General features: G+C 72.5%; 28 protein-coding genes. 15 read left to right on the forward strand and 13 right to left on the reverse strand.

Annotated elements, in window-relative coordinates; genetic code table 11:
* Positions 1–64: 64 nt before the first annotated feature.
* The 6 genes from D7223_RS21250 to D7223_RS21270 all read right to left on the reverse strand — a co-directional run bounded on the left by D7223_RS21250 (position 65) and on the right by D7223_RS21270 (position 3,902).
* Complete coding sequence (locus D7223_RS21250) at positions 65–940, reverse strand: PH domain-containing protein (protein ID WP_120730154.1); 876 nt, start codon at positions 938–940, stop codon at positions 65–67.
* Between the two features lie 6 nt (positions 941–946).
* On the reverse strand, positions 947–1,105 hold the full coding sequence (locus tag D7223_RS33070) for a hypothetical protein (protein ID WP_186832279.1): 159 nt from the start codon (positions 1,103–1,105) through the stop codon (positions 947–949).
* A 132-nt stretch (positions 1,106–1,237) separates the two neighbouring features.
* Positions 1,238–1,939 carry a DUF6758 family protein gene (locus tag D7223_RS21255; protein WP_337589458.1) on the reverse strand — a complete coding sequence of 234 codons (702 nt, stop codon included), beginning with the start codon at positions 1,937–1,939 and terminating at the stop codon, positions 1,238–1,240.
* Between the two features lie 65 nt (positions 1,940–2,004).
* A complete protein-coding gene (locus tag D7223_RS21260; RefSeq protein ID WP_120730212.1) occupies positions 2,005–2,628 on the reverse strand; it encodes a TrmH family RNA methyltransferase in 624 nt (207 codons plus the stop codon).
* Between the two features lie 182 nt (positions 2,629–2,810).
* Positions 2,811–3,323: a hypothetical protein gene (locus D7223_RS21265; protein ID WP_186832280.1), complete on the reverse strand. Its 513-nt coding sequence runs from the start codon at positions 3,321–3,323 to the stop codon at positions 2,811–2,813.
* A gap of 63 nt (positions 3,324–3,386) precedes the next feature.
* Positions 3,387–3,902, reverse strand: a complete 516-nt coding sequence (locus tag D7223_RS21270; RefSeq protein ID WP_120730156.1) for a MaoC family dehydratase — start codon at positions 3,900–3,902, stop codon at positions 3,387–3,389.
* Positions 3,903–4,453: 551 nt separating this feature from the next.
* On the opposite strand from D7223_RS21270, the gene trxA reads away from it, so the two are divergent.
* The 3 genes from trxA to D7223_RS21285 all read left to right on the forward strand — a co-directional run bounded on the left by trxA (position 4,454) and on the right by D7223_RS21285 (position 6,282).
* On the forward strand, positions 4,454–4,816 hold the full coding sequence (gene trxA, locus D7223_RS21275) for a thioredoxin (RefSeq protein WP_120730157.1): 363 nt from the start codon (positions 4,454–4,456) through the stop codon (positions 4,814–4,816).
* Positions 4,817–4,921: 105 nt separating this feature from the next.
* Complete coding sequence (locus tag D7223_RS21280) at positions 4,922–5,362, forward strand: hypothetical protein (protein WP_120730158.1); 441 nt, start codon at positions 4,922–4,924, stop codon at positions 5,360–5,362.
* Positions 5,359–6,282: an HTTM domain-containing protein gene (locus D7223_RS21285; RefSeq protein WP_238162140.1), complete on the forward strand. Its 924-nt coding sequence runs from the start codon at positions 5,359–5,361 to the stop codon at positions 6,280–6,282. The genes D7223_RS21280 and D7223_RS21285 overlap by 4 nt, the downstream gene beginning before the upstream one ends.
* On the opposite strand, the gene D7223_RS21290 is transcribed toward D7223_RS21285, so the two are convergent.
* Positions 6,246–6,665 (reverse strand): thiol-disulfide oxidoreductase DCC family protein, encoded by a 420-nt coding sequence (locus D7223_RS21290; protein ID WP_120730159.1) that lies wholly within the window; start codon positions 6,663–6,665, stop codon positions 6,246–6,248. The genes D7223_RS21285 and D7223_RS21290 overlap by 37 nt on opposite strands.
* A 101-nt stretch (positions 6,666–6,766) precedes the next feature.
* Between D7223_RS21290 and D7223_RS21295 the strand changes: the two genes are divergently transcribed.
* From D7223_RS21295 to D7223_RS21310, 4 genes are read left to right on the forward strand one after another with little or no spacing between them, the layout of a single operon-like run.
* A complete protein-coding gene (locus D7223_RS21295) occupies positions 6,767–7,816 on the forward strand; it encodes an Rv2578c family radical SAM protein (RefSeq protein WP_120730214.1) in 1,050 nt (349 codons plus the stop codon).
* A 23-nt stretch (positions 7,817–7,839) separates the two neighbouring features.
* Complete coding sequence (locus D7223_RS21300) at positions 7,840–8,571, forward strand: hypothetical protein (RefSeq protein ID WP_120730160.1); 732 nt, start codon at positions 7,840–7,842, stop codon at positions 8,569–8,571.
* 22 nt (positions 8,572–8,593) lie between these two features.
* Positions 8,594–9,001, forward strand: coding sequence for a CoA-binding protein (locus tag D7223_RS21305; RefSeq protein WP_120730161.1), 408 nt, complete (start codon positions 8,594–8,596; stop codon positions 8,999–9,001).
* 42 nt (positions 9,002–9,043) lie between these two features.
* The gene (locus D7223_RS21310; RefSeq protein WP_120730162.1) at positions 9,044–9,565 is read left to right on the forward strand and encodes a DinB family protein; all 522 of its coding nucleotides are present in this window, start codon (positions 9,044–9,046) and stop codon (positions 9,563–9,565) included.
* 116 nt (positions 9,566–9,681) lie between these two features.
* On the opposite strand, the gene D7223_RS21315 is transcribed toward D7223_RS21310, so the two are convergent.
* Positions 9,682–10,878, reverse strand: coding sequence for an acyl-CoA dehydrogenase family protein (locus D7223_RS21315; RefSeq protein ID WP_120730163.1), 1,197 nt, complete (start codon positions 10,876–10,878; stop codon positions 9,682–9,684).
* A gap of 176 nt (positions 10,879–11,054) precedes the next feature.
* Here D7223_RS21315 and D7223_RS21320 point away from each other — a divergent pair, with 176 nt between their 5' ends.
* Complete coding sequence (locus D7223_RS21320; protein WP_120730164.1) at positions 11,055–11,573, forward strand: DUF4190 domain-containing protein; 519 nt, start codon at positions 11,055–11,057, stop codon at positions 11,571–11,573.
* Between the two features lie 9 nt (positions 11,574–11,582).
* Here D7223_RS21320 and D7223_RS21325 read toward each other — a convergent pair whose 3' ends face one another.
* On the reverse strand, positions 11,583–12,398 hold the full coding sequence (locus D7223_RS21325) for an SDR family NAD(P)-dependent oxidoreductase (RefSeq protein ID WP_120730165.1): 816 nt from the start codon (positions 12,396–12,398) through the stop codon (positions 11,583–11,585).
* Positions 12,399–12,521: 123 nt separating this feature from the next.
* On the opposite strand from D7223_RS21325, the gene D7223_RS21330 reads away from it, so the two are divergent.
* Positions 12,522–13,061: a DUF4190 domain-containing protein gene (locus D7223_RS21330; RefSeq protein ID WP_120730166.1), complete on the forward strand. Its 540-nt coding sequence runs from the start codon at positions 12,522–12,524 to the stop codon at positions 13,059–13,061.
* A 57-nt stretch (positions 13,062–13,118) separates the two neighbouring features.
* On the opposite strand, the gene D7223_RS21335 is transcribed toward D7223_RS21330, so the two are convergent.
* Positions 13,119–14,075, reverse strand: coding sequence for an HpcH/HpaI aldolase/citrate lyase family protein (locus D7223_RS21335; RefSeq protein ID WP_120730167.1), 957 nt, complete (start codon positions 14,073–14,075; stop codon positions 13,119–13,121).
* A 128-nt stretch (positions 14,076–14,203) separates the two neighbouring features.
* Between D7223_RS21335 and D7223_RS21340 the strand changes: the two genes are divergently transcribed.
* Positions 14,204–15,031 (forward strand): SDR family NAD(P)-dependent oxidoreductase, encoded by an 828-nt coding sequence (locus D7223_RS21340; protein ID WP_120730168.1) that lies wholly within the window; start codon positions 14,204–14,206, stop codon positions 15,029–15,031.
* An 18-nt stretch (positions 15,032–15,049) separates the two neighbouring features.
* Positions 15,050–15,379, forward strand: coding sequence for a hypothetical protein (locus D7223_RS21345; protein ID WP_120730169.1), 330 nt, complete (start codon positions 15,050–15,052; stop codon positions 15,377–15,379).
* Here D7223_RS21345 and D7223_RS21350 read toward each other — a convergent pair.
* A complete protein-coding gene (locus tag D7223_RS21350) occupies positions 15,369–16,292 on the reverse strand; it encodes a DMT family transporter (protein ID WP_120730215.1) in 924 nt (307 codons plus the stop codon). The genes D7223_RS21345 and D7223_RS21350 overlap by 11 nt on opposite strands.
* Before the next feature lie 139 nt (positions 16,293–16,431).
* On the opposite strand from D7223_RS21350, the gene D7223_RS21355 reads away from it, so the two are divergent.
* Positions 16,432–17,169: an HAD family hydrolase gene (locus D7223_RS21355; RefSeq protein ID WP_120730170.1), complete on the forward strand. Its 738-nt coding sequence runs from the start codon at positions 16,432–16,434 to the stop codon at positions 17,167–17,169.
* Positions 17,170–17,227: 58 nt separating this feature from the next.
* Here D7223_RS21355 and D7223_RS21360 read toward each other — a convergent pair whose 3' ends face one another.
* Complete coding sequence (locus D7223_RS21360; protein ID WP_120730171.1) at positions 17,228–17,746, reverse strand: hypothetical protein; 519 nt, start codon at positions 17,744–17,746, stop codon at positions 17,228–17,230.
* Positions 17,747–17,760: 14 nt separating this feature from the next.
* Entirely contained in the window at positions 17,761–18,630 is an 870-nt protein-coding gene (locus D7223_RS21365; RefSeq protein WP_120730172.1) for a PhzF family phenazine biosynthesis protein, read from the reverse strand.
* A 33-nt stretch (positions 18,631–18,663) separates the two neighbouring features.
* Here D7223_RS21365 and D7223_RS21370 point away from each other — a divergent pair, with 33 nt between their 5' ends.
* The 3 genes from D7223_RS21370 (at position 18,664) to D7223_RS21380 (ending at position 21,796) form a co-directional block, all read left to right on the forward strand.
* The gene (locus D7223_RS21370; protein WP_120730216.1) at positions 18,664–19,950 is read left to right on the forward strand and encodes a magnesium transporter MgtE N-terminal domain-containing protein; all 1,287 of its coding nucleotides are present in this window, start codon (positions 18,664–18,666) and stop codon (positions 19,948–19,950) included.
* Positions 19,943–20,557: a DUF1003 domain-containing protein gene (locus D7223_RS21375; protein WP_120730173.1), complete on the forward strand. Its 615-nt coding sequence runs from the start codon at positions 19,943–19,945 to the stop codon at positions 20,555–20,557. The genes D7223_RS21370 and D7223_RS21375 overlap by 8 nt, the downstream gene beginning before the upstream one ends.
* Positions 20,558–20,647: 90 nt before the next feature.
* Positions 20,648–21,796 carry an Mrp/NBP35 family ATP-binding protein gene (locus tag D7223_RS21380; RefSeq protein ID WP_120730174.1) on the forward strand — a complete coding sequence of 383 codons (1,149 nt, stop codon included), beginning with the start codon at positions 20,648–20,650 and terminating at the stop codon, positions 21,794–21,796.
* Positions 21,797–21,954 lie beyond the last annotated feature (158 nt).

The raw sequence follows: 21,954 nt of genomic DNA on the forward strand, positions 1-21,954 counted from the left end.
TGCTTTCCTGGCAGGCTGCCACGAAAGAAGGTGCGCTGTTCATCCGATGTTCGGTCAGAAAGTTTCACGCACCGTCGTCGGCCTTGGCCTCGTCCGCTTCCTTGCCCAGCCGCGCCTCGACCGCCTGCGGCTCGTACATCTCCTCGACGACGCGCAGGTAGAGCTCGTTCGGGTTGGGCAGGTTCTTGATCTCGCGGAGCGCCTGGTCCTGACCGGCGGACTCCAGCACGAAGGTGCCGTAGTTGAGTGCCCGGCCACTGGGGCTCTGCTCGTACTTCATGTCGGTGACCCGGGCCAGCGGCATCATGGCCACCTTGCGGGTGATGATGCCGTTGACGACCATGACCCGCTTGTTGGTCAGGATGAAGCGGTCGTACCACCAGTCGGCGACCTTCCACGCCACCCAGCCCATCACCGCGAACCAGAGCAGCACCGCGATCGTGGTAAGCGCCCCGACGGCCTGCCCGGCGAGGAAACCGGCGAGGTAGCCGAGCACGAAGGTGGCGGCGATCCCGACGGTCAGCGGGACCGCGAGGTGGATCCAGTGCCGCTTCCACTCGCCCCGGTAGCGTTCGGTGGGGAACAGGTAGCGCGCCACCAGAGAGCTGGGCTCGTCCTCCAGCGGCAGCACCCGGCGCGGCGCCATGCCGGCCGCGTCCGCCCGTAGGCCGGCCAGCTCGTCCTCGGAGATCTGCGGCGGCTGGTAGCCCGCCTCCGGGTCGCGGATCCAGGCACGGCCCGACCGGTCCTCGCCGGGATAGCCGCGTGGATCGCCGTAGCCGACGTCGTCGGGGAAGAGAGGCCCGTCGGGCGCATCCGGGCCGGGACGGCGGCCCGGCCCGTCGTCCGGGTCGATCCGGGGGATGGGTTCGGTGTCGCGCTCCCGGCGGCCCCGGTCAGGGTCGTCCGGGTCGAACGGTGGACCGGAGGGGCTTCCCATCGACGGCTAGGCGACGAGGCTGGTGAAGAAGTCGCCGAACCCCTGCGCGATGTCCATGACGCCGCTGCCCAGCGACTTGAAGACGTCCGCCGCGGAGTTCGGGTTGTAGGCGACGAAGAAGATCAAGAATGCGATTCCGGCCCAGGTGAAGACCTTCTTGACCATGGCGGGCATCCTCTCGCGCGGCGCCGGGTCCCATTACCGCAGCGGCACCCAGAGTATCAGTCTGATGTCGTACAGTGAATATCTGCGTCCGTTCTCCGACATTCCGGCGCCGCTGTCAAGCCCTCTCGGCCGTCAAGCCTTGCCGTGCAGATACGGAGACGGTGCGCCGTACACGAGCTCGGGTGGCGTCCACTCGGTCAGGTCGTGGAGCGCCACGTCCTCCGCGAGCAGATGTCCCGCGCTCGCGGGCCAGGCTATCGCATGGAGCCACATTCCCCGAGCCTCGCCGGCGTACGCGCTTCGATCCGTCGGAGAATTCACCAACCACAGTGGAGTCGGGTGACCGGCCACCTTGATCCTCGCCTGGCCGACGTGCTCCGGGTGCCCCGGCCCGGGATCGGTCAGGGCCTCGGCGAGCTGCGGACCGGGATCCGGTCCGGCCAAGCCGGCCAGCCGGGTGCCGAGACCGACTCCCGGCTCCTCGGCCACGAAGACCACGTCGGCGGGCCCACCGCCGAGCGGCTCCGGCCCGGCGCACGCCACCGCGGTGGCCCGGACACCGGTTCGGTCGTCCCCGGCGTACGCCACGCCGGTGATGGTCCACCCGGGCGGCAGTGGCCACGGGCACCAGAGCGGCGCCGGCAGCCGGGTCGGCGGGTCGGCGGCGGTCGTGATCCGATCGACCACACTGGCCACGATCTCCGCTCCGATGTGCTCGGGCACGTGCAGCGGGGGCACCGGTCCGCAGTCGGGACAGCGCGAATCGGAGTGCATCAGGTCCGGCGGACGGACCTGACCTCCACATCTCGGACAACTCACCGCGACACTCACCATCCCACCGTCACCCCCCACCGCCACGACGTCAAGCCGAGCGGCGGTTTCGGCACCGGTCAGGCAGCTCAGGCCGGCGGCGGGCCGGCGTACGCGCGGACCCACGCGTGCATGGCGATACCGCTCGCCACGCCGGCGTTGATCGAGCGGGTCGAGCCGTACTGGGCGATCGAGAAGAGCTGGTCGCATCCCGCACGGGCCGCCTCGGACAACCCCGGCCCCTCCTGACCGAAGAGCAGGACGCAGCGACGCGGCAGGGTGGTGGTCTCCAGTGGCCGGGACCCGGGCAGGTTGTCGATGCCCACCACCGTCAGGTCCGCGCCGGTGGCCCAGGCGACGAAGTCCTCGATCGTCCCGTGGTGGCGAACGTGCTGGTACCGGTCGGTCACCATGGCGCCCCGCCGGTTCCAGCGGCGCCGGCCCACGATGTGCACCTCGGCGGCGAGGAAGGCGTTGGCGTTCCGGACGACGGTGCCGATGTTGAAGTCGTGCTGCCAGTTCTCGATCGCCACGTGGAAGTCGTGCCGACGCCGGTCCAGGTCGGCCACCACGGCCTCCTGCCGCCAGTAGCGGTACCGGTCCACCACGTTGCGCCGGTCGCCCTCCGCGAGCAGCTCCGGGTCGTACCGAGGGTCGTCCGGCGGGTCGCCCGGCCAGGGGCCCACACCGACGTCGAGCTGGTCACCGGTCACGGTCATCAGAGGGTACGGCCCCAGTACCGCCGCCCGGCCACCGCCCGCCGATCCACCACCCGCCGATCCGCCGGCCACTGCCCGCGCCCCGCCGCCCGCCGCCCTCGCCCGTTGTTAACAGGGGGCCCTTCCTCTACACCAGGCGTTAACGGGGGGCCCTTCCTTGCACATCTCCGTGCGGCTCAGCGGAGGGCCAGGGCGGTGCCCAGGCGGTCCAGCAGGCGGCGGTCGGCCGGGGAGATCGAGCCGGCGGGCGGCGCCTGGCAGACCCGTGCCGCGACCGACTGCACCCACTGCCGGTACGCCGCCGAGTCGGCCGGGTCCGCTCGACGCCCCAGCACCCGTACGGCGGCCCGGCAGGCGGCGAGGAGGTCGACGAGGTCGGCCAGCCGTTCCACCGGCGGAGCCGCGTCGTCCCGGGCGTAGACGGTGGCGACCACGGCCCGGACCAGGTCGCTGTCGGAGGACCGACCGGCGGCGACGGCGTCCAGCCCGGCCACACCGGCGGCGACCCCGCGGGTGGGACGGCCCGGACCGGCCGAGGTGGCGGCGACCACGACTCGACCGGGCAGGCTGGTCAGCAGGTCCCACTCGGCGGCGGAGTAGACGGCGGTGGTCGCCGGTGCGACGCGGCGCCCGGCAGAGGACGGCTCTCCGGCGACGGAGTGGCTCATGGGGACCTCCGGCGTCAGCATATGCCGGGCATCCACCGAAAAGGGCCCCTTCCGGGTGGAAGGGGCCCGATCTTCGTACGTGGGTCAGCGCGGCTCGGGGAAGCTCGGCCGTTCCGGGTCCACGCCGTCGGGCACCGCGGCGGCCGCGTACTCCTTCTTGGGGACCATGACCTTGCGGCGGAAGACGCAGACCAGCGTGCCGTCCTGGTTGTAGCCGCGGGTCTGCACCGCGACCACCCCCCGGTCCGGCTTGGACGACGACTCCCGCTTGTCCAGGACGGTGGTCTCGCCGTAGATGGTGTCGCCGTGGAACGTCGGCGCGACGTGCCGCAGGGACTCGATCTCCAGGTTGGCGATCGCCTTGCCGCTGACGTCCGGCACCGACATGCCTAGGAGCAGCGAGTAGACGTAGTTGCCGACCACCACGTTGCGCTTGAACTGGCTGGACGTCTCGGCGTAGTGCGCGTCCAGGTGCAGCGGGTGGTGGTTCATGGTGAGCAGGCAGAAGAGGTGGTCGTCGTACTCGGTGACCGTCTTGCCCGGCCAGTGCCGGTAGACCGCGCCGACCTCGAACTCCTCGTAGTAGCGGCCGAACTGCATCCTTGTCCCCTTCGACGGGCGGCGATGGAGTTCGGCACAGCATGCCTTACCGCTGGTTAAGGAGAGCCGCGGGGCGCGGGCCGTGGGGAAATGTCACACCACCGGACCCGGGGGGAGACGCAATGAGCGGCGGGGCCCTCCCCGGCACCCGCCGCCCACGCTCTGATGAAGAAGATTTTGCACCAGTACGGCCGTCACGGGACAGAGACCAGGATCACATTTATCGTTTTGTAACAATGCGGAGAGTAATTGACGACCCCGCCGAGGGCGATCTTCGCACCTCGAAAAGCTCCTCGTCACAGGTCAAGTTACCTATTCGTAGCCGCCACCGAGCGTGATCTCCTTGGAAACGCTCCCATCACGGGTGGTCACGCAAATGCGTCGTGCACTTGCGGTTCGCGGTTGCGCCCTCCACCGACAGGGATCGATGGCTTCGGAGTGCCGGACGACACCACGGCGGCACGGTTTCGGCACGCCGGGGGCGGGAATTCGACGAGGTACGCCCTGGTTCCACCAGACGTAGCTGTTCCGCGTTGATCGGAGAGAGTTTCATGGCAACCGTTGAGCTGACCACGGCAAACTTCGACGAGGTGACCGGCAGCGAGGGCATCGTGCTCGTCGACTTCTGGGCCGAATGGTGCGGCCCGTGCAAGCGGTTCGCCCCGGTCTACGAGCGGTCCTCGGAGAAGCACCAGGACATCGTGTTCGGCAAGGTCGACACCGAGGCGCAGCAGGAGCTGGGCGCGAAGTTCGACATCCGCTCGATCCCGACGATCATGGCCATCCGGGACGGCGTGATCGTCTTCGCCCAGCCGGGCGCTCTCCCCGAGTCGGCGCTGGAGAACCTCATCGAGCAGGTCGAGGCGCTCGACATGGACGACGTACGCAAGAAGCTGGCCGAGCACAACCACTGACCGGTTCCACCTGACGGCGGCCGGACCCCACGGGTCCGGCCGCCGTCGTGTGCGCGCCGTCGGGGGATCCACCCGGGGCCGCTCATCCGTTACCGTCACCAGTCGATGGACACCTTGACCACCCGCGGTCGCGCCGTCCGACTCGCGGTCACCGCGCTCGGCGTCGCGTTGCTGCTGGCCGGCACCGTCCGGGGGACCGACGACCACTTCCCCTTCGGCCCCTTCCGCATGTACTCGACCTCCAACCCGCCCGACTCCCCCGCGCCGGACACCCGGGTCGAGGGCGTCGACACCACCGGCGCGGTGGTCGACCTGGGCGAGGGGGCCACCGGCATCCGGCGGGCCGAGATCGAGGGCCAGCAGGACCGGTACACCGCCGACCCCACGCTGCTCACCGAGGTCGCCGACGCGTACGCCGAACGCCACGCCGACGCCGCGGATCTGGTCGAGGTACGCATCGTCGTCCGCTGGCACGGCATCCACGCCGGCCGCCCCACCGGACGCTGGACCGACGAGACCGTGGTCGCCTGGCGGGTGGCCCGGTGAGCCGCTGGTTGACCGAGGCGGTGCCGCGCGGCCGGGTGGCCGCCTTCCGGACGCTGATCTACCTGTTCGTCGCCGCCGACCTCGTCGTCTTCACCCCGTGGGTACGCAATCGGGCCGCCGTGCCGGGCGAGCTCTACCAGCCGCTGCTGATCGGTCGGGTGCTGCCCCTGCCGACACCCACCCCGGCGCTGGTCGCCGCCCTCTTCTGGGCTCTGCTGCTGCTCGCCCTGCTCGCCGCGAGCGGCCGGGCGCCCCGCCTGCTCGGCTGGTCGGTCTTCGCGCTCTACCTGGAGTGGATGATCGTCGCGATGAGCTACGGCAAGGTCGACCACGACCGGTTCGGCCTGCTCGTCGCCCTGGCCGTGCTGCCCACCGCCGGCCGGGCCCGGCACGGCGACACCACCCGCACCGAGGCGGGCGGCTGGGCGCTGCGGGTCACCCAGATCGCGGTGATCTGCACGTACTTCCTGGCCGCCTGGGCCAAGCTACGCTTCGGCGGACTGGACTGGCTGACCGGATCGGTGCTCGCCCGGGCGATCATCCGGCGCGGCACCGACCTGGCCGACGTGATCGCCTCCGTGCCGTACCTGTTGATCGTCGCCCAGTTCGGCATCGTGGCGTTCGAACTGCTCAGCCCGGTGGTCTTCCTGCTCCGCGACCGGTGGCGGCTGGCGGCGGTGGGCTTCTTCTACTCGTTCCACCTGGTCACCATCGCGACCATCACCATCTCGTTCGCCCCGCACCTGGCCGCGATGGCCAGCTTCCTACCGTTGGAACGGATCCGCCCGATCGTCTGGGCGCGCCGGCTGGTCGCCCGCCGGGGCGACGGCGGTAGCGCCGCGACGGCGGATCCGCCGGAGGTCGCGAACGGCCGGCGCGTCGGTCAGGACCCGGTGGTCGGGCGGCCGGCGGGCCCGTAGAGGCGCTCCCGCGCCTCCTGCGGCAGGGAGCACGCGGCCGTTCCGCCGGGGAGCCGGTGCCGGTTGCGGGCGACCCAGCGGTACGCGGGCCAGGCGGCGGCGCGTACCGGCGGGAACCGCAGGCCACCGCCGGCCACCCGCCAGAACGGACCGCTGTCGCCCAGCAGCCGGGCGATCGCGTCCGGTCCGGCCGCCCGGGAGCCGTCGGCGCCGACCCACTGCACCGCCTCCTCGCACTGCGCCTCGGTCAGGCCCAGCGCGTCGAGGTCGGCGAACTGCCAGGGCACCACCCGGGCACCGGTGGGGATCCGCCGCTGGATGAACTCGGCGCAGCGGGTGCAGAACGCGCAGTCCCCGTCGTAGACGAACGTCGACCTCTCCATGACCCCATCCTGCACCCGGCCACCGACGCCCGGACGCCGAGGTGGGCGGGAACACGACCGTCGGCTTGCCTTCGACTCGTACGCGTGTTCGAATGGGAGGCATGCGCTGGGAGAACCTCTCCGCTCCCCCGGACGAGGGGCATCCCGACGGGTCGGCGCCAGCGACTCCACCCCTGCCGCTGGCGCTGCCCGGCGCGGTGGCCCGCACCTTCGACAGCCCCGGCTTCGCCGGGATGACGTTCTACGAGGTGCAGGCCCGGTCCATCCTCAACAAGGTGCCCGGCGCGTCCCGGGTGCCGTTCGAGTGGACGATCAACCCCTACCGGGGCTGCACTCACGCCTGCGTTTACTGCTATGCGAGAAACACTCACACCTATCTGGACCTCGACGCCGGGGCGGACTTCGACCGCAAGGTGATCGTCAAGGTCAACGCGGGTGAGCTGGTCCGGCGCGAGCTGGCCGCACCCCGCTGGCGGGGCGCACACGTGGCGATGGGCACCAACGTCGACTGCTACCAGCGGGCCGAGGGGCGCTACCGGCTGATGCCGCAGATCATCGCCGCGCTGCGCGACTTCGCCAACCCGTTCTCGATCCTCACCAAGGGCACCCTGATCCTGCGCGACCTGCCGCTGCTGCGACAGGCCGCCGAGGTGGCCCGGGTCGGCCTGTCGTTCTCGGTGGGCTTCGTCGACGAACGGCTGTGGCGCACCGCCGAGCCCGGCACGCCGAGCCCGCGCCGCCGCCTCGACGCGGTCCGCACCCTGGTCGACGCCGGGTTCGAGGTGGGCGTCCTGATGGCGCCGGTCCTGCCCGGCCTGAGCGACGACGACGAGTCGATCGACGCCACGGTGGCCGCGATCGCCGCCAGCGGCGCGTCCAGCGCGACTCCACTGGCGCTGCACCTGCGGCCGGGCGCCCGCGAGTGGTACGCGCACTGGCTCGGCCGGGAGTTCCCGCACCTGGTCCCCCGCTACCGGGAGCTCTACCGGGCGGGCGCCTACGCGCCGCAGTCGTACCAGCGGGAGTTGACCGCGCGGGTGCGGATCGCGGCCCGCCGGCACGGCCTGCACCGGGGCGAGCGCGGCGACAACCGGCGGCTGCCCGAGCCGGCCCCCGGGACGCCGGCCGCCGAGCAGCTGACGCTGCTGTAGCGGTCCGCCGCTACGCTGCCGCCGTGCGGGAGATCATCGATGGGGCGCTTCGTCGGCAACGGCTCCGGGCGGTCGGGGCGGTGGGCATCGGCCTGATATTCGGGCTGACCGCGGTACGGATCCGCGACGTCGGCGGCCCGCTCGTCCTGCTGACCGCGCTGCCGCTGCTGATCCTGCTGTGGATCGCGCTGCGTCAGACGCGTCGCCGGCCGAGCGACGGTGAGTTCCGGGTCGACGAGCGGGAGCGCGCGTTCTTCGCCCCACCTCGCCCGGAGGCCGGCTTCCTGCCCTTCCTGGTCGGTTTCACCGCCTACCAGAGCGTCACCACCTGGGTCGCAGCCGACGGCGGGTCGGCGCTGCGGGCCCTTGCGGTCTTCTTCGCGTCCGCCACGGTCGCCTGGGTGACGGTCGGTTGGCGGAACGTGCCGAGCGTGGAGCTGACCGCCGAGGGCATCGTGCACCGGCGGCACGAGAAGGGGTGGTTCGTACCCTGGTCCGCCCTCGATCCGGCAGGCCGGGTCGGCTCCGCGAACGGCGTCCGGACGATCTCCCTGCCGATCAGCCGGCCGGACCTGGTCCGTTCCAGCGGCTGGGGTCGGGGCCGGTCGCTGGTAGCCGTCGGCGACCTGGACGTCGCCCCGGCGCTACTCGCCGGCGCTCTCCGGCACTACCTCGCCCAGCCCGAGCGCCGGGCCGAGATCGGGACCCCGGCGGAGTACGCCAGGCTGCGACGGGCGCTCACCGGCGACGCCTGACCGGCGGCGCTAGAGTCGGCGGGTGCGCTCCGCTCAGCAGATCCTCGCCGACTCCGCCGTGATCGCCGTCGTGGGCGCGTCCCGCGACCCGCGCAAGGCCGCGCACAGCGTGCCGTTGCAGATGCAGCGGTACGGCTGGCGCATCATTCCGGTCAACCCGACCGCCGACGAGCTGTTCGGTGAGCCGGTCTACCGGTCGCTGGCCGAGATCCCGCACCCGGTCGACCTGGTCGACGTGTTCCGTCCGGCGCGGGACGCGGTCGAGGTGGTCCGCGAGGCGGTGGCGATCGGCGCCCCGGCGGTGTGGCTCCAGCTCGGCATCGTCTCCCCCGAGTCCCGTCAGATCGCCACCGAGGCGGGTCTCGACTACGTGGAGGACCGCTGCCTGATCGTGGAACGCGCCGCCGCCGGCCTGACCCGGCTCGGCTGAAATCCCCTCGCCCGGACATCCGCGCGCCGGCATCATCGGGGGATGCCGACGACCGTCCTGCGGTGGCAGTTCGACCTGACCTGGTCGCTGTTCGAGTACCACCTCGAACGCCTCGACCCGGCGGACCTGCTCTGGGAGCCGGCCGCGCTCTGCTGGACGGTCCGGCCGGCGGCCGGCGGCGGTTGGACGCCCGACTGGGCGGACACCGAGCCGGACCCGGTCCCGGTGCCGACCATCGGCTGGCTCACCTGGCACCTCGGCTGGTGGTGGTCGTCGGCGGTCGAGCAGGCGTACGGGCGACCCGTCCCGTCCCGCGAGGAGGTCGCCTGGCCGGGGCCCGGTGCGGCGACCGTCGCCTGGCTGCGTGCCGTACGCGCCCGGTGGGTCGCCGTGCTGGACGGACTCACCGAGGACGACCTGGCTGTCCCGGTGGGGTTCCCGTGGCCGGCGGAGAGCGGACACACCGTCGCCAACCTGGTCGCCTGGGTCAACGCCGAGCTGATGAAGAACGTGGCCGAGATCGGCCAGCTCCGGTTGCTCCGGGCAGCGTGCTCCCCGCCCTGACCGCGCGGCCTGCACCTGAGCCGCCACCGCCGACGCCCCGAGCCCGGCGGCGTTCCCGGCTCGGGTGTTAGGAAGGGGCCCTTCCTATACACCAGGCGTTAACAGGGGGCCCTTCCTTACAGCTTGTACTCCTTGAGCAGGCCGCGGCTGATGATGGTCTTCTGGATCTCCGAGGTGCCCTCGCCGATGAGCAGGAACGGGGCCTCCCGCATCAGGCGCTCGATCTCGTACTCCTTGGAGTAGCCGTAGCCGCCGTGGATCCGGAACGACTCCTGGACGACCTCGGCGCAGTACTCGGACGCGAGCAGCTTGGCCATCCCGGCCTCGACGTCGTTGCGCTGGCCGGCGTCCTTGAGCCGGGCGGCGTTGACCATGAGGGCGTGCGCGGCCTCGATCTTGGTGCCCATCTCGGCAAGCTTGAAGGCGATCGCCTGGTGCTTGGCGAGCGGCTGGCCGAACGTCTTCCGCTGCTGGGCGTACGCGACGGCCAGCTCGAAGGCGCGGATGGAGATGCCACAGGCGCGGGCGGCCACGTTGACCCGGCCGACCTCGATGCCGTCCATCATCTGGTAGAAGCCGCGGCCGACCTGGTCCGCGCCGCCGAGCACGGCGGAGGCGGGGACGGTGACCCCGTCGAGGACCATCTCGGTGGTCTCGACGCCCTTGTAGCCCATCTTGTCGATCTTGCCGGGGATGGTGAGGCCGGGGGCGGTCTCGCCGAAGCCGGGCTCCTTCTCCAGCAGGAAGGTGCTCATGTTGCCGTACACCGAGTCGGCCCCGGTGTCGGTCTTGACCAGGGTGGCCACCACCGAGGAGTACGCGCCGTTGGTCAGCCACATCTTCTGGCCGTTGAGCACGTAGTTCTCGCCGTCGCGGACGGCCTTCGACTTGATCGCCGAGACGTCGGAGCCGCACTCCGGTTCGGACATGGAGAACGCGCCGCGCACCTCGCCGGTGGCCATCCTCGGCAGCAGCCGGGCCTTCTGCTCGACGGAACCGTGCTGGGAGACCAGGTACGCCACGATGAAGTGGGTGTTGACGATCCCGGAGATCGACATCCAGCCCCGGGACAGCTCCTCGACCACCAGGGCGTACGTCAGCAGGGACTCACCGAGCCCGCCGTGCTCCTCGTCGATGGTGAGCCCGAACAGCCCCATCTCCTTCATCCCCTCCAGGATGTCGGCCGGGTACTCGTCGGCGTGCTCCAGCGCCTGGGCGTGCGGGATGATCTCTTTGTCCGCGAACTCCCGGACGGTTTCCAGGATCGACCGCTGCACGTCGGTCAGGCCGGGTGTCTGGGCGAGTCGGGCCATCTCAGCCTCCGGGGATTCGTCGCATTACTCGTTGGTAACTGAACGCTCGGTCAGTATCGGCCTCCCGGCCGGCGAGGCCAAGGTGACCAGTCCACACAACCGCTGTGAAAAGGTTCACCGCTGGGGGTAGCGTCCGGCAAGAAGACGAGTGCCCCAGCCGGCAGGAGGACATCCGCGTGAGTCAACCACCGCAGCCGCCGGGGCCGACGGACCCGGCGGAGCCGGACCGGACGCCGTCGCCCTGGGAACAGCCCGCCGCCGGCCCGGAGCCGCCGGGCCACCACCAGCCCTCCGGGTACGACCAGCAGCCCCCGTCGTACGGGCAGCATCCCGGCCACGACCCGTACGGGCCGCCGCCGCACGAGCAGCCGCAGGGCCAGTGGGGGCAGCAGGCCCCGTACGCCCCGCAGCCGCCCTACGGCCAGTACGGCCCGCCATCCGGACCCGGCCGACCCGGCGGCGGGACGAACGTGCTGGCCATCCTGTCGCTGGTGTTCGCGTTCCTCTTCGCCCCGGCCGGCATCGTGCTCGGCCACCTCGCCAAGCGGCAGATCCGCACCACCGGCGAGGACGGCGAGCAGCTCGCCACCTGGGGGACGATCCTCGGCTACGTCTTCACCGGCCTCGGCCTGCTGGTCTGCTGCGGATGGATCGCGCTGGTCGCCGTCGCCGGCACCGACGTGGGACGGAACTGACCGGGCGGGTCAGCGGAACTGCGCCTCGCGGACGCTGTTGCCGCCGTCCACCACGAGCATCTGCCCGGTGATGTACGACGCGGCCGGTGAACAGAGGAACGTGATCGCCGCCGCCACCTCGTCCGGGGTGCCCGGTCGGCCGACCGGCGTGCCCAGACCCTGCTTGATCTCGGCCATCGTGGAGGCGGCGGTGTAGATGGTGCCGGGCGCCACCGCGTTCACGGTCACCCCGTCGGCCACCATCTCCATGGCCAGCGCCCGGGTCAGCCCGACCACACCCGCCTTGGCCGCCGCGTACGCCGCCTCGGTGGGCAACGCGTTGACCGGGCCGGCGGTCGCGGACAGGTTCACGATCCGGCCCCAGCCCCGCTCCGCCATGCCGCCGCTGAACGCCCGGCTGCACAGGAAGGCGGTGGTCAGGTTCCGGTCGATCTCGCCCCGCCACTCGTCGTAGCTGAGCTGGGCCACCGGACGCAGCACCTCCGGGCTCGCCCGGCTGGCCAGTCCGGCGTTGTTGACCAGCACCTCCACGTCGCCCAGTTGCTCGGCCACCGCGTCGGCGAGCGCGCCCACCTCCGACTCGTCGGTGAGGTCCGCGACGAACCCGGTCACTCCCAGCTCACCGGCCCGCTCGTGGATCCGCCGGGTGGTGGAGACGATCGCCACCCGGGCGCCCAGGTCGGCCAGCCGGCGCGCGGTCGCGTACCCGATGCCGTCCGGGCTGCCGGCCCCGGTGACCAGGGCGACCCTTCCGTCGAGCCGCATGGTCACCGGCTCGGGAAGGGCCCTGCCGGAGGAGTCCGTGGCCCGCGCGTCATTCGCCATGCCAGGATCCTGCCCGCTGGCCGCGGTCCGGGCAACGCTGGCACCCGGTGGCGGGGGGTCAGGTTCCTGGGCCGGGCTGGCTACCCTGACGGGCGCGCACCCCCAGCCGATGGAGAACAGACGATGACCTACCCCCCGCAGCCCGGTAACTGGCCCGACCCGTCGTGGTCCGGCCAGCAGTCCGGCCCGCAGTCCGGTCCGCCGGTCGACCCGACTCTTCCCGCCGGCAGTCCGGTGGCGCCGACGCCCGACCCGTACGCCCCGGGCAACCCGTACGCGGGGGCGCAGCCGTCCGTCGACCCGTACGGCAACGTGCACAAGGCCGGCGACCCGTACGCGCCCGGCTACCCGCCGGCGCCCTACGGCGGGTACGGCTACGCGCCGCAGCCGCAGAAGACCAACGGCCTGGCCATCGCCGCGCTGGTGCTGGCCCTGGTCGGTTTCGCGTCCTGCATCACCGCGCCGGTCGGAGCCATCCTCGGCCACGTCGCGCGCAAGCAGATCCGGCAGACCGGCGAGGGCGGCGAGGGCATGGCGAAGGCGGCGATCATCGTCGGCTGGATCGTCACCGGCCTGGCCCTGCTGTTCATCGCGTTCTACGTGGTGATCGTCGTCTTCGCGATCGCGTCGTCCGACGGCACCAGCACCAGCAACAACTGGTGAGACGCGTCGTGCCGCCCCGGCGGGCCGGGGCGGCACGGGCGGTACCGGGAGGCGGCGCTACTCGGCCGGCGGGGTGAACGTGGAGGTCCGGGTCATCCCGGCCGCGCGCCCCTTGGCGGAGATCACCAGCGCCATCTTCCGGGACGCCTCGTCGATCATCTCGTCGCCGAGCATCACCGCGCCGAGCCGGCCGCCGGCCTCCGAGGTGTAGTGCTCGTACGCGTCCAGGATCAACTCGGCGTGGTCGTAGTCGGCCTGCGCCGGCTGGTAGACCTCGTTGGCGGCGTCGATCTGGCCCGGGTGCAGCACCCACTTGCCGTCGAAGCCGAGCGCGGCGGACCGCTTCGCCACCTCGCGGAACGCGTCCACGTCGCGGATCTGCAGGAACGGGCCGTCGATGGCCTGCTTGTCGTGCATCCGGGCGGCCATCAGGATCCGCATCAGGATGTAGTGGTAGGGGTCGCCCGGGTAGTCCGGGATCAGCGCGCCCACCACCAGCGACTTCATGTTGATCGAGGCCATGAAGTCGGCCGGGCCGAAGATGATCGTCTCCACCCGGGGCGACGCGGCGGCGATCGCGTCCACGTTCACCAGGCCGGCGGCGTTCTCGATCTGCGCCTCGATGCCGATCCGGCCGACCTCCAGGCCGAGGGTCTTCTCGATCTGGGTCAGCGTCAGGTCCAGCCACTGCACCTGGCCGGCGTTCTGCACCTTCGGCAGCATGACGCAGTCCAGGTTCGCCCCGGCGCCCTCCACCACCTCGATGACGTCCCGGTAGGTCCACGGGGTGGTGAGGTCGTTGACGCGTACCACCCGGGTCTTGCCCGCCCAGTCACCCTCGTTGAGGGCCGCCACGATGTTCTTGCGGGCGTCCGGCTTGGCCAGCGGCGCGACCGCGTCCTCCAGGTCGAGGAACACCTGGTCGGCGGGGAGGCCCTGGGCCTTGCCGAGCATCTTGACGCTGGAACCCGGTACCGCGAGGCAGGACCGGCGGGGGCGACCGACTGCGGCCATGGATGCGCTCCTTCCAGCGTCCGGCGGGCACGCCGACGCCACTGACGGACGTACGAGGAAACTTAACGATCCCAAAGGGCGTTGTGACGCCACGGTAACCTCGTGCCGTGACCGGGGTGAATGGACCTGTGGAAGATCTCACTGGACGGCGACTGGTGGTGGTGACCGGCGCCAGCTCGGGCATCGGTCTGGCCGCCGCCGTCGACCTGGCCTGCCGGGGCGACCAGGTGGTACTGGTCGGCCGCGACCCGGCGCGGCTGCGGGCGGCGGGCGAGCAGGTCCGGGAGGCGTCCGGGGAGCGCCCGGAGCTGTTCCGGGCGGACTTCGCGGTCCTCGACGACGTCCGGCGGCTGGCCGGGAAGCTACGCGACGCGTACGACCGGATCGACGTGCTGGCCAACAACGCCGGCGCGATCGTGCTCCAGCCGGTCACCACCGTGGACGGCTTCGAGCTGTCGATCCAGGCCAACCACCTGGCGCCGTTCCTGCTCAGCAACCTGCTGCGGGACCGGGTCGGGCGGATGGTGGTGACCGCCTCCGGCGCGCACCGCGGCGGCACCCTCGACCCGGACGACCTGAACGCGCCGCTGCGCCGCTACCGGGCGATGAACGCCTACGGCACCAGCAAGCAGGCGAACATCCTCTTCACCGCCGAGGCGGCCCGGCGCTGGCCGGAGCTGCCCGCGTACTCCTTCCATCCCGGCGTGGTGCGGACCCGGTTCGGCAACGACAGCCGGCTGGTCGCGTTCGGCATGCGGTTCCTGCCGGTCTTCCGGAGCCCGGAGAAGGGCGCGGAGACGCTGGTGTGGCTCGCCAACCAGGACCCGTCCCGGCTGACCAGCGGCGGCTACTACGCCGACCGCCGACCGCGCCGGCCACTGGCCAAGGCGTCCGACCCGCGGCTCGCCGCCCGCCTCTGGACGGCGAGCGCCAAGGCCGTCGGCATCGACGCCTGACGCCCGACGACCGCCGAGATGACGTCCGAGGGCGACGACCCGGCCGCCGCCGTGCGCCTGGTCGCGCTGGTGGAGATGGCCGCCGCCGCGGTCGAGGCCGGCCGGCGGTACGAGGACACCGTGCTGGCCCTGCTCGGCCGGCACGGCGGGCAGCTGGAACGCCGGGTGCGCACCGGCGACGGCCACACCGAGGTGCACCTGATCCGGTTCGACTCCCGGCGCGGCTACCGATCCTTCCTCGCCGACCCGGAGCGGGTCGCTCTGCGGGCCACGCTCGGCGACGCCGCCCCGACCACGCGGGTGCTGGAGGTGCACGACGTGTGGGACGACCCGCCGGTCAGTCGTTGAGCGGTGCCGCGTCCGCCGGCACCGCGGTGGACACCGGTGGGGTGCGGCGGGCCGGGCGTCCGGCGAGCACCACCACCGCGACGCCGGCCAGGAGCAGCGCCAGGCCGGGCAGGGCCAGCAGTTGCGGCAGCTGGTCCAGCCAGACCCAGCCGATCAGGGCGGCACCCGGCGCCTCCAGCAGGATCAGCACGCTGACCGTGACCGCCGATACGCGGCGCAGCGCGTAGCTGAACATCGAGTGGCCGAGCAGCTGGGCGCCGACCACCAGGGCCAGTACCGCCGCCCAGGTGCCGCCGTCGAAGCCGGTCAACGGCACCCCGCCCACCAGGCAGGCCACCAGCAGCAGCAGCGCGCACACCCCGTAGCAGATGGTGGTGTACGTCGCCGTGCTGATGGTGGCCCGGGCCCGCTCGCCCAACGCCGAGTAGACGGCGGCGAACATCCCGCCCACCACGGCGAGCAGGTCACCGGTGAACGCGCGGCCGGACACGGCGAAGTCCGCGCCGGTGGCCAGGGCCGCGCCGACCACCGCCACCCCGATCCCCACCCAGACCCCGGTCGGCAGCCGGCGCCCCTGAGCCCGCGCGATCAACCCCTGCCAGACCGGCTGGGTCGCGACCAGCGCCGTCGCGGCGGCGACCGAGGTGAGCTGGGCGCTCGGCATCCAGGTCGCGAAGTGCGCGGCCAGCGCCACGCCGGACAGTACGCAGAACAGGCCCTCCCGCCGCCCGGCGCCCACCGTCAACGCGCGGAACTCGGCACGGCGCCGGGCCAGCGAGAACGGCCCGAGCACGGCGACCGACAGCGCGTTGCGCCAGAAGGCGATCGCCAGCGCGGGCGCCGCGGCGAAAGCGACCAGCGGGGCCGACGACGACACGGCGACGACGGCGAGGGCCAGTGCGCCGGTGGTCATCGGGTCGAGCGGCGGACGATGCGCGGTGGAGGACACGGGGAGCAATCCTCACACGGCGTGGGCCACCACGTACCGTCAGGGCTCCAACACGATCATGGTCGCCGGCCGGCGACCCCCGACACCGCCCGGAGGCACTCCCATGCCCGCGTACCAGGCGGTGCTGTTCGACTTCTTCGGCACGCTCACCCGTCCCGTCCAGCGCGGGGCCGCCCACTCCCACGTCGCCGACCTGCTCGGCTGCTCCCGGAACACCCTCGTCGACGTGCTCGACCGCACCTTCTACCAGCGGGCCAGCGGTCTGCTGGGCGACGCCCAGGCCACCCTGCGCTGGGTCTGCGAGCAGGTCGGCGTCCACCCCACCGACCAGGCGGTACGGCACGCCGTCGCCGCCCGCCACCGGGCCGTACGCGCCGACACCCGGCTGCGGGACGACGCCGTGCCGACGCTCGCCGCGCTGCGCCGCCGGGGCGTACGGACCGGGATCGTCAGCGACTGCACCCACGAGCTGCCGGCGTTCCTGCCGCAGTTGCCGATCGCCCCGCTGCTCGACGTGCGGGTCTTCTCCGTCGAGGTGGGCCGGTGCAAACCCGATCCCGCGCTGTACCTGGCGGCCTGCCACCGGCTCGGCGTCGCGCCGGAGGACTGCCTGTTCGTCGGCGACGGCGGGAGCCAGGAGCTGACCGGCGCGCGGCGCACCGGGATGACGGCGGTCCGGCTGGCCGCGGACGACCTCGCCGGTCACCTGGTGTTCAACGCCGACGACGCCTGGCGCGGCCCGGTGCTGCGCCGCCTCACCGAGGTGGTCGCGCTGCTCGACGCCACGATGTCCCCGCCCGCCGCCGCCCCGCCCGCGGTCCTGCCCGCCGCCGTCCGCTGAGCGTCCCGCGCGCCCTGCTGCGCGCGCGCTTTCCCGGAACCGCGCGCACCGGGTGAGGTCAGCGGCGGCGGACGCGGTGCAGGCGGAAGGGCTTGCGGGTGGTCCGCACGACCGGCGCCTCCCGGGGCACCTCGGCCAGCGACTCCGCCGGCAACGCGTCCCCGGCCAGCGGGGCACCGGCCGGCGCGAGCCGGTTGAGGGCGCACCCGTCCGCCGCCCATCGCGTCACCAGCTCCGCGGCCGAGCCACGGGCGTTGAGCCGTTTGGCGGCGACCAGCGGGGCGGCCGTGTCCCAGTGCTCCGTACCAGGGGTCAGCCGGGTCACCCGGGCCGGCCAGGTGACGATGCGGCCGCCGTGGTCACCACGCAGGGTCACCTGGGCCTCGGCGGCGTCGGCCAGCCCCGGCGCGGCCTGCTCGCCCGGGCCGCTCACCACGAAGAGCGAGCCCTCCAGCGGAACGCACCACAGGGCCCAGGCCGGGCCGCCGGACACGTTCACCCAGGCCACCGCGGCCTTCTTCAGCGCCTCGTCGACCAGGGGCGTGCTGCTGCCATCCACTCCGGCATCCTCCCCCATCACGGCCGGGCCCGTCAGCCGACGAACGGCGGGACCATGATCTCGCCCCGGGCCACCGGCACCACCTGACCGGCGACCGTCGCGCCGACCGCCTGACCACCGGCGGCGGTCACCGTGCAGGCCAGCGACGACGGGCGCCCCATGTCCACGCCCTGCCGGACGGCGTACTCCGCCCGCCCGTCGGCGGGGAGCAGCCCGCTGGCCACCAGCCACACGCCGAGACCGAGCGCCGCCGAGCCGGTCGCCGGGTCCTCCGGCACACCGAGGCCCGGCACGAACACGCGGGCGTTCGCGGTTTGCCCCGTCGCGTCCCAGGAGAAGACGCTCACATGCTCCACCCCGTACCGCTCCGCCGCCGCCGCGTTGACCCGGGCGCGGGCCACCGCGTCCGGACGGACCGGGAGGTACGGGAACTCCAGCCCGCACCCGGCCACCCGTGGCGCGGGCCCGGCGTGGTCGGCGGCGGTGAGCCCGGCCATCTCCAGCAACGGCTCCGGATCCAGCTCCGGGCCGAGCGTGGGAGTGCCGCCGGTGAGGGTCGCCCCGGTCGCGGTCACCTCGATGGGCAGCACACCCGCGCCGCACTCCTGGGTGATCCGCCCCACCTCGAACAGGCCCCGCCGTGCGGCGGTGACCGCCGCGCCGACGCTGGGATGACCGGCGAACGGAAGCTCGGCGGCCGGGGTGAAGATCCTCGCCCGGTAGGTGGCACCGACCTGGGTCGGCGGGAGCACGAAGACCGTCTCCGACAGGTTGAACTCCACCGCCAGGGCCTGCATCTGCTCGGTTGCCAGTCCGACGGCACCGAACACCACGGCGAGGGGATTGCCCGCGAAGGGGCGGTCGGTGAAGACGTCCACGATCTCGTAGGCCAAGGTCGACATGTTGATAAACACTAGGCGCTTAGGCTGGTGCCCGTGAGTACGCCGACCCGGGTCTACATCGCCCGCCTCTCCGGAGTCGCCGTGTTCGACCCCAACGGCGACCAGGTGGGCCGGGTGCGCGACGCGGTGGCGCGGCTCCGGACGACCCAGCGTCCGCCGGAGGTGGTCGGCCTCGTCGCCGAGATGCCCATGCGCCGCCGGATCTTCCTGTCCCTCAACCGGATCACGTCACTCGACGCGGACGCGGTGGTGCTCGGCACCGGCACGCTCAACCTGCGCCGCTTCGAGAAGCGCCCCAACGAGCTGCTGGTCCTCCAGGAACTGCTGGACCGGCGGGTGCAGCTCGACCCCGGCGGCCAGTCCGGCGCGGTCGTCGACGTCGCGATGGAGTGCAGCCGGGGCGGCGAGTGGTCGCTGACCCGGGTGGCCGTACGCGAGCAGACCAGCCGGCTCACCCGGCGCGGCCACCTGCACCAGGTCGAGTGGGACAAGGTCCGCGGGTTGAGCGGCATCGCCACCACCCGGGGCACCGCCAACCTGCTCGCGGTGCTGGAGGACATGCGCCCCGCCGACCTGGCCAACGCGCTCCAGGACCTGCCCGACACGCGGCGCAACGAGGTGGCCGCCGCCCTGGACGACGAGCGGCTGGCCGACGTGCTCAGCGAGCTGCCCGAGCACGACCAGGTGGAGATCCTGGCCGCCCTGGACCGGGAACGGGCCGCCGACGTCCTGGAGGAGATGGATCCGGACGACGCCGCCGACCTGCTCAACGAGCTGCCGCCGCCGGAGCAGGACGTACTGCTGGACCTGATGGAGCCCGACGAGGCCGACCCGGTCCGCCAACTGCTGAAGTACACCCCCGGCACGGCCGGCAGCGTGATGACGTCCGAGCCGGTGATCCTGCCGCCGGACGCGACCGTCGCCGAGGCGCTGGCCCGGGTCCGGGAGCCGCAGCTGTCCCCCGCGGTGGCCGCCCAGGTCTTCGTCACCCGCGCGCCGATGACCACGCCCACCGGCCGATATCTGGGCATGGTGCACTTCCAGCGGCTGCTCCGCGAACCCCCGGCCGACCTGCTCGGCGGCATCGTCGTCAACGACATCGACCCGTTGCGACCCACCACCCCACTGCCCGAGATCACCCGTCGGATGGCAACGTACGACCTGGTCGCCATGCCGGTGATCGACCGCAACAACCGGCTCGTCGGCGCGGTCACCGTGGACGACGTGCTGGACCACCTGCTGCCCCGGGACTGGCGGGACCGGGACGCCGTGACGGGTGCCCTCACCACGGAAGAGGAGCTGGACGAAGCCCATGGCTGAGCAGCGCCGGCCGCAGCGGCTCGACCAGCCGCGCGAGCCCCGCCGGCTGACCCTGCCCCGGTTCGACCCGGAAGCCTTCGGTCGCTGGTCGGAGGGCATCGCCCGGGGGATGGGCACCGCGAACTTCATCGTCTACATGACGGTGGTCATCACCGCCTGGTTCGTCTGGAACACCCTCGCCCCGGCCGACCTGCGTTTCGACCCGTACACCTTCACGTTCCTGACCCTGGTCCTGTCCCTCCAGGCGAGCTACGCGGCGCCGCTGATCCTGCTCGCGCAGAACCGGCAGGCCGACCGGGACCGGGTCACGCAGGAGGAGGACCGGCGGCGGGCCACCATGCAGAAGGCCGACACCGAGTATCTGGCCCGGGAGATCGCCGCGCTGCGCAACGCGATGGGTGAGGTCGCCACCCGCGACTTTCTCCGCTCGGAGCTGGCCCGGCTGGCCGAGGAACTGGACGAGGCGAGCCAGCGCCGGCACCGGCTGGAACGTCGCCAGCAGGAGCGGGCCGCCGCGCGCGCCGAGGGTCGCGACGGGCTGGAGGAGCCCCGGGACGACCTGGACGGTGACTTCGCCCACGACGGCCGTCCGGAGGGTCGCGACTGAGTTGAGCCCGTGCCGGGCGGCCCATCGATTCGCTCACACCGTCGCCCGCTGAGCGCGGGACGCGATCGGCACCGACGTAGCATTGCGGGCATGTCAGCACCCGTCAGCACCGTCTCCGACGCGATCCAGGCCGCGCTGGCCACCGTCAACGACCCGGAGATCCGCCGGCCCATCACCGAGCTGGGCATGGTCCGTTCCGCCGAGATCGGCGACGACGGCGTGGTCCGGGTCGAGCTGCTGCTCACGGTGGCCGGCTGCCCGTTGAAGGACAAGCTGCGTGCCGACATCACCGCCGCCGTCGGGTCGGTACCCGGCGTGACCGGCGTCACCATCGAGTTCGGCGTGATGAGCCCCGAGCAGCGTCAGGGTCTCCAGGCGAAGCTGCGCGGCGGCAACGCCACCGAGGAGCCGGTGATCCCGTTCGCGCAGCCCGGCTCCCGCACCCGGGTGTACGCGGTGGCCAGCGGCAAGGGCGGCGTCGGCAAGTCCAGCGTCACGGTGAACCTGGCGGCGGCGCTGGCCGCCCGGGGCATGTCGGTCGGCGTGGTCGACGCCGACATCTACGGCCACTCGGTCCCCCGGATGCTCGGCGCCGACGGCCGCCCCACCCGGGTCGAGGACATGATCATGCCGCCGCAGTCGCACGGCGTGAAGGTGATCTCCATCGGCATGTTCACCGCCGGCAACGCCGCGGTGGTCTGGCGGGGCCCGATGCTGCACCGGGCGCTCCAGCAGTTCCTCGCCGACGTCTACTGGGGCGACCTCGACGTACTCCTGCTGGACCTGCCGCCGGGCACCGGTGACGTGGCCATCTCCCTGGCCCAGCTCCTGCCCAACTCGGAGATCCTGGTGGTCACCACCCCGCAGGCCGCCGCCGCCGAGGTGGCGGAGCGGGCCGGCGCCATCGCGTTGCAGACCCACCAGCGGGTGGTCGGCGTCATCGAGAACATGTCCTGGCTGGAACTGCCGGACGGTTCCCGGATGGAGATCTTCGGCGCCGGTGGCGGTCAGACCGTCGCGGACTCCCTCACCCAGACGATCGGCGCCCAGGTGCCGCTGCTCGGCCAGATTCCGCTGGACACCCGGGTCCGCGAGGCCGGCGACGAGGGTACGCCGATCGTCCTCGCCGAGCCGGACTCGCCGGCCGCCCGGGCGCTCGGCCAGGTCGCCGACCGTCTCGCCCTGCGTCGCGAATCCCTGCTCGGCAAGCCCCTCGGCCTCAAGCCGGCAGGTCGCTGACCTCCAGCCCGTCGCGTCCCGCCCACCCCGGCGGGTCCTGATCGCGTCTCGCCGCCGGCGGGTCCGCCGCCCGGCTGACCGCCGGCGGACGAGATCAACTCGATGTCACTGAAGTCGGGGCATCCGATGCGGTGGACGGCCCGGTATCAAGGACATCG

This window comes from Micromonospora endolithica (assembly GCF_003626595.1).
In the GTDB taxonomy this organism is placed as follows: domain Bacteria; phylum Actinomycetota; class Actinomycetes; order Mycobacteriales; family Micromonosporaceae; genus Micromonospora; species Micromonospora endolithica.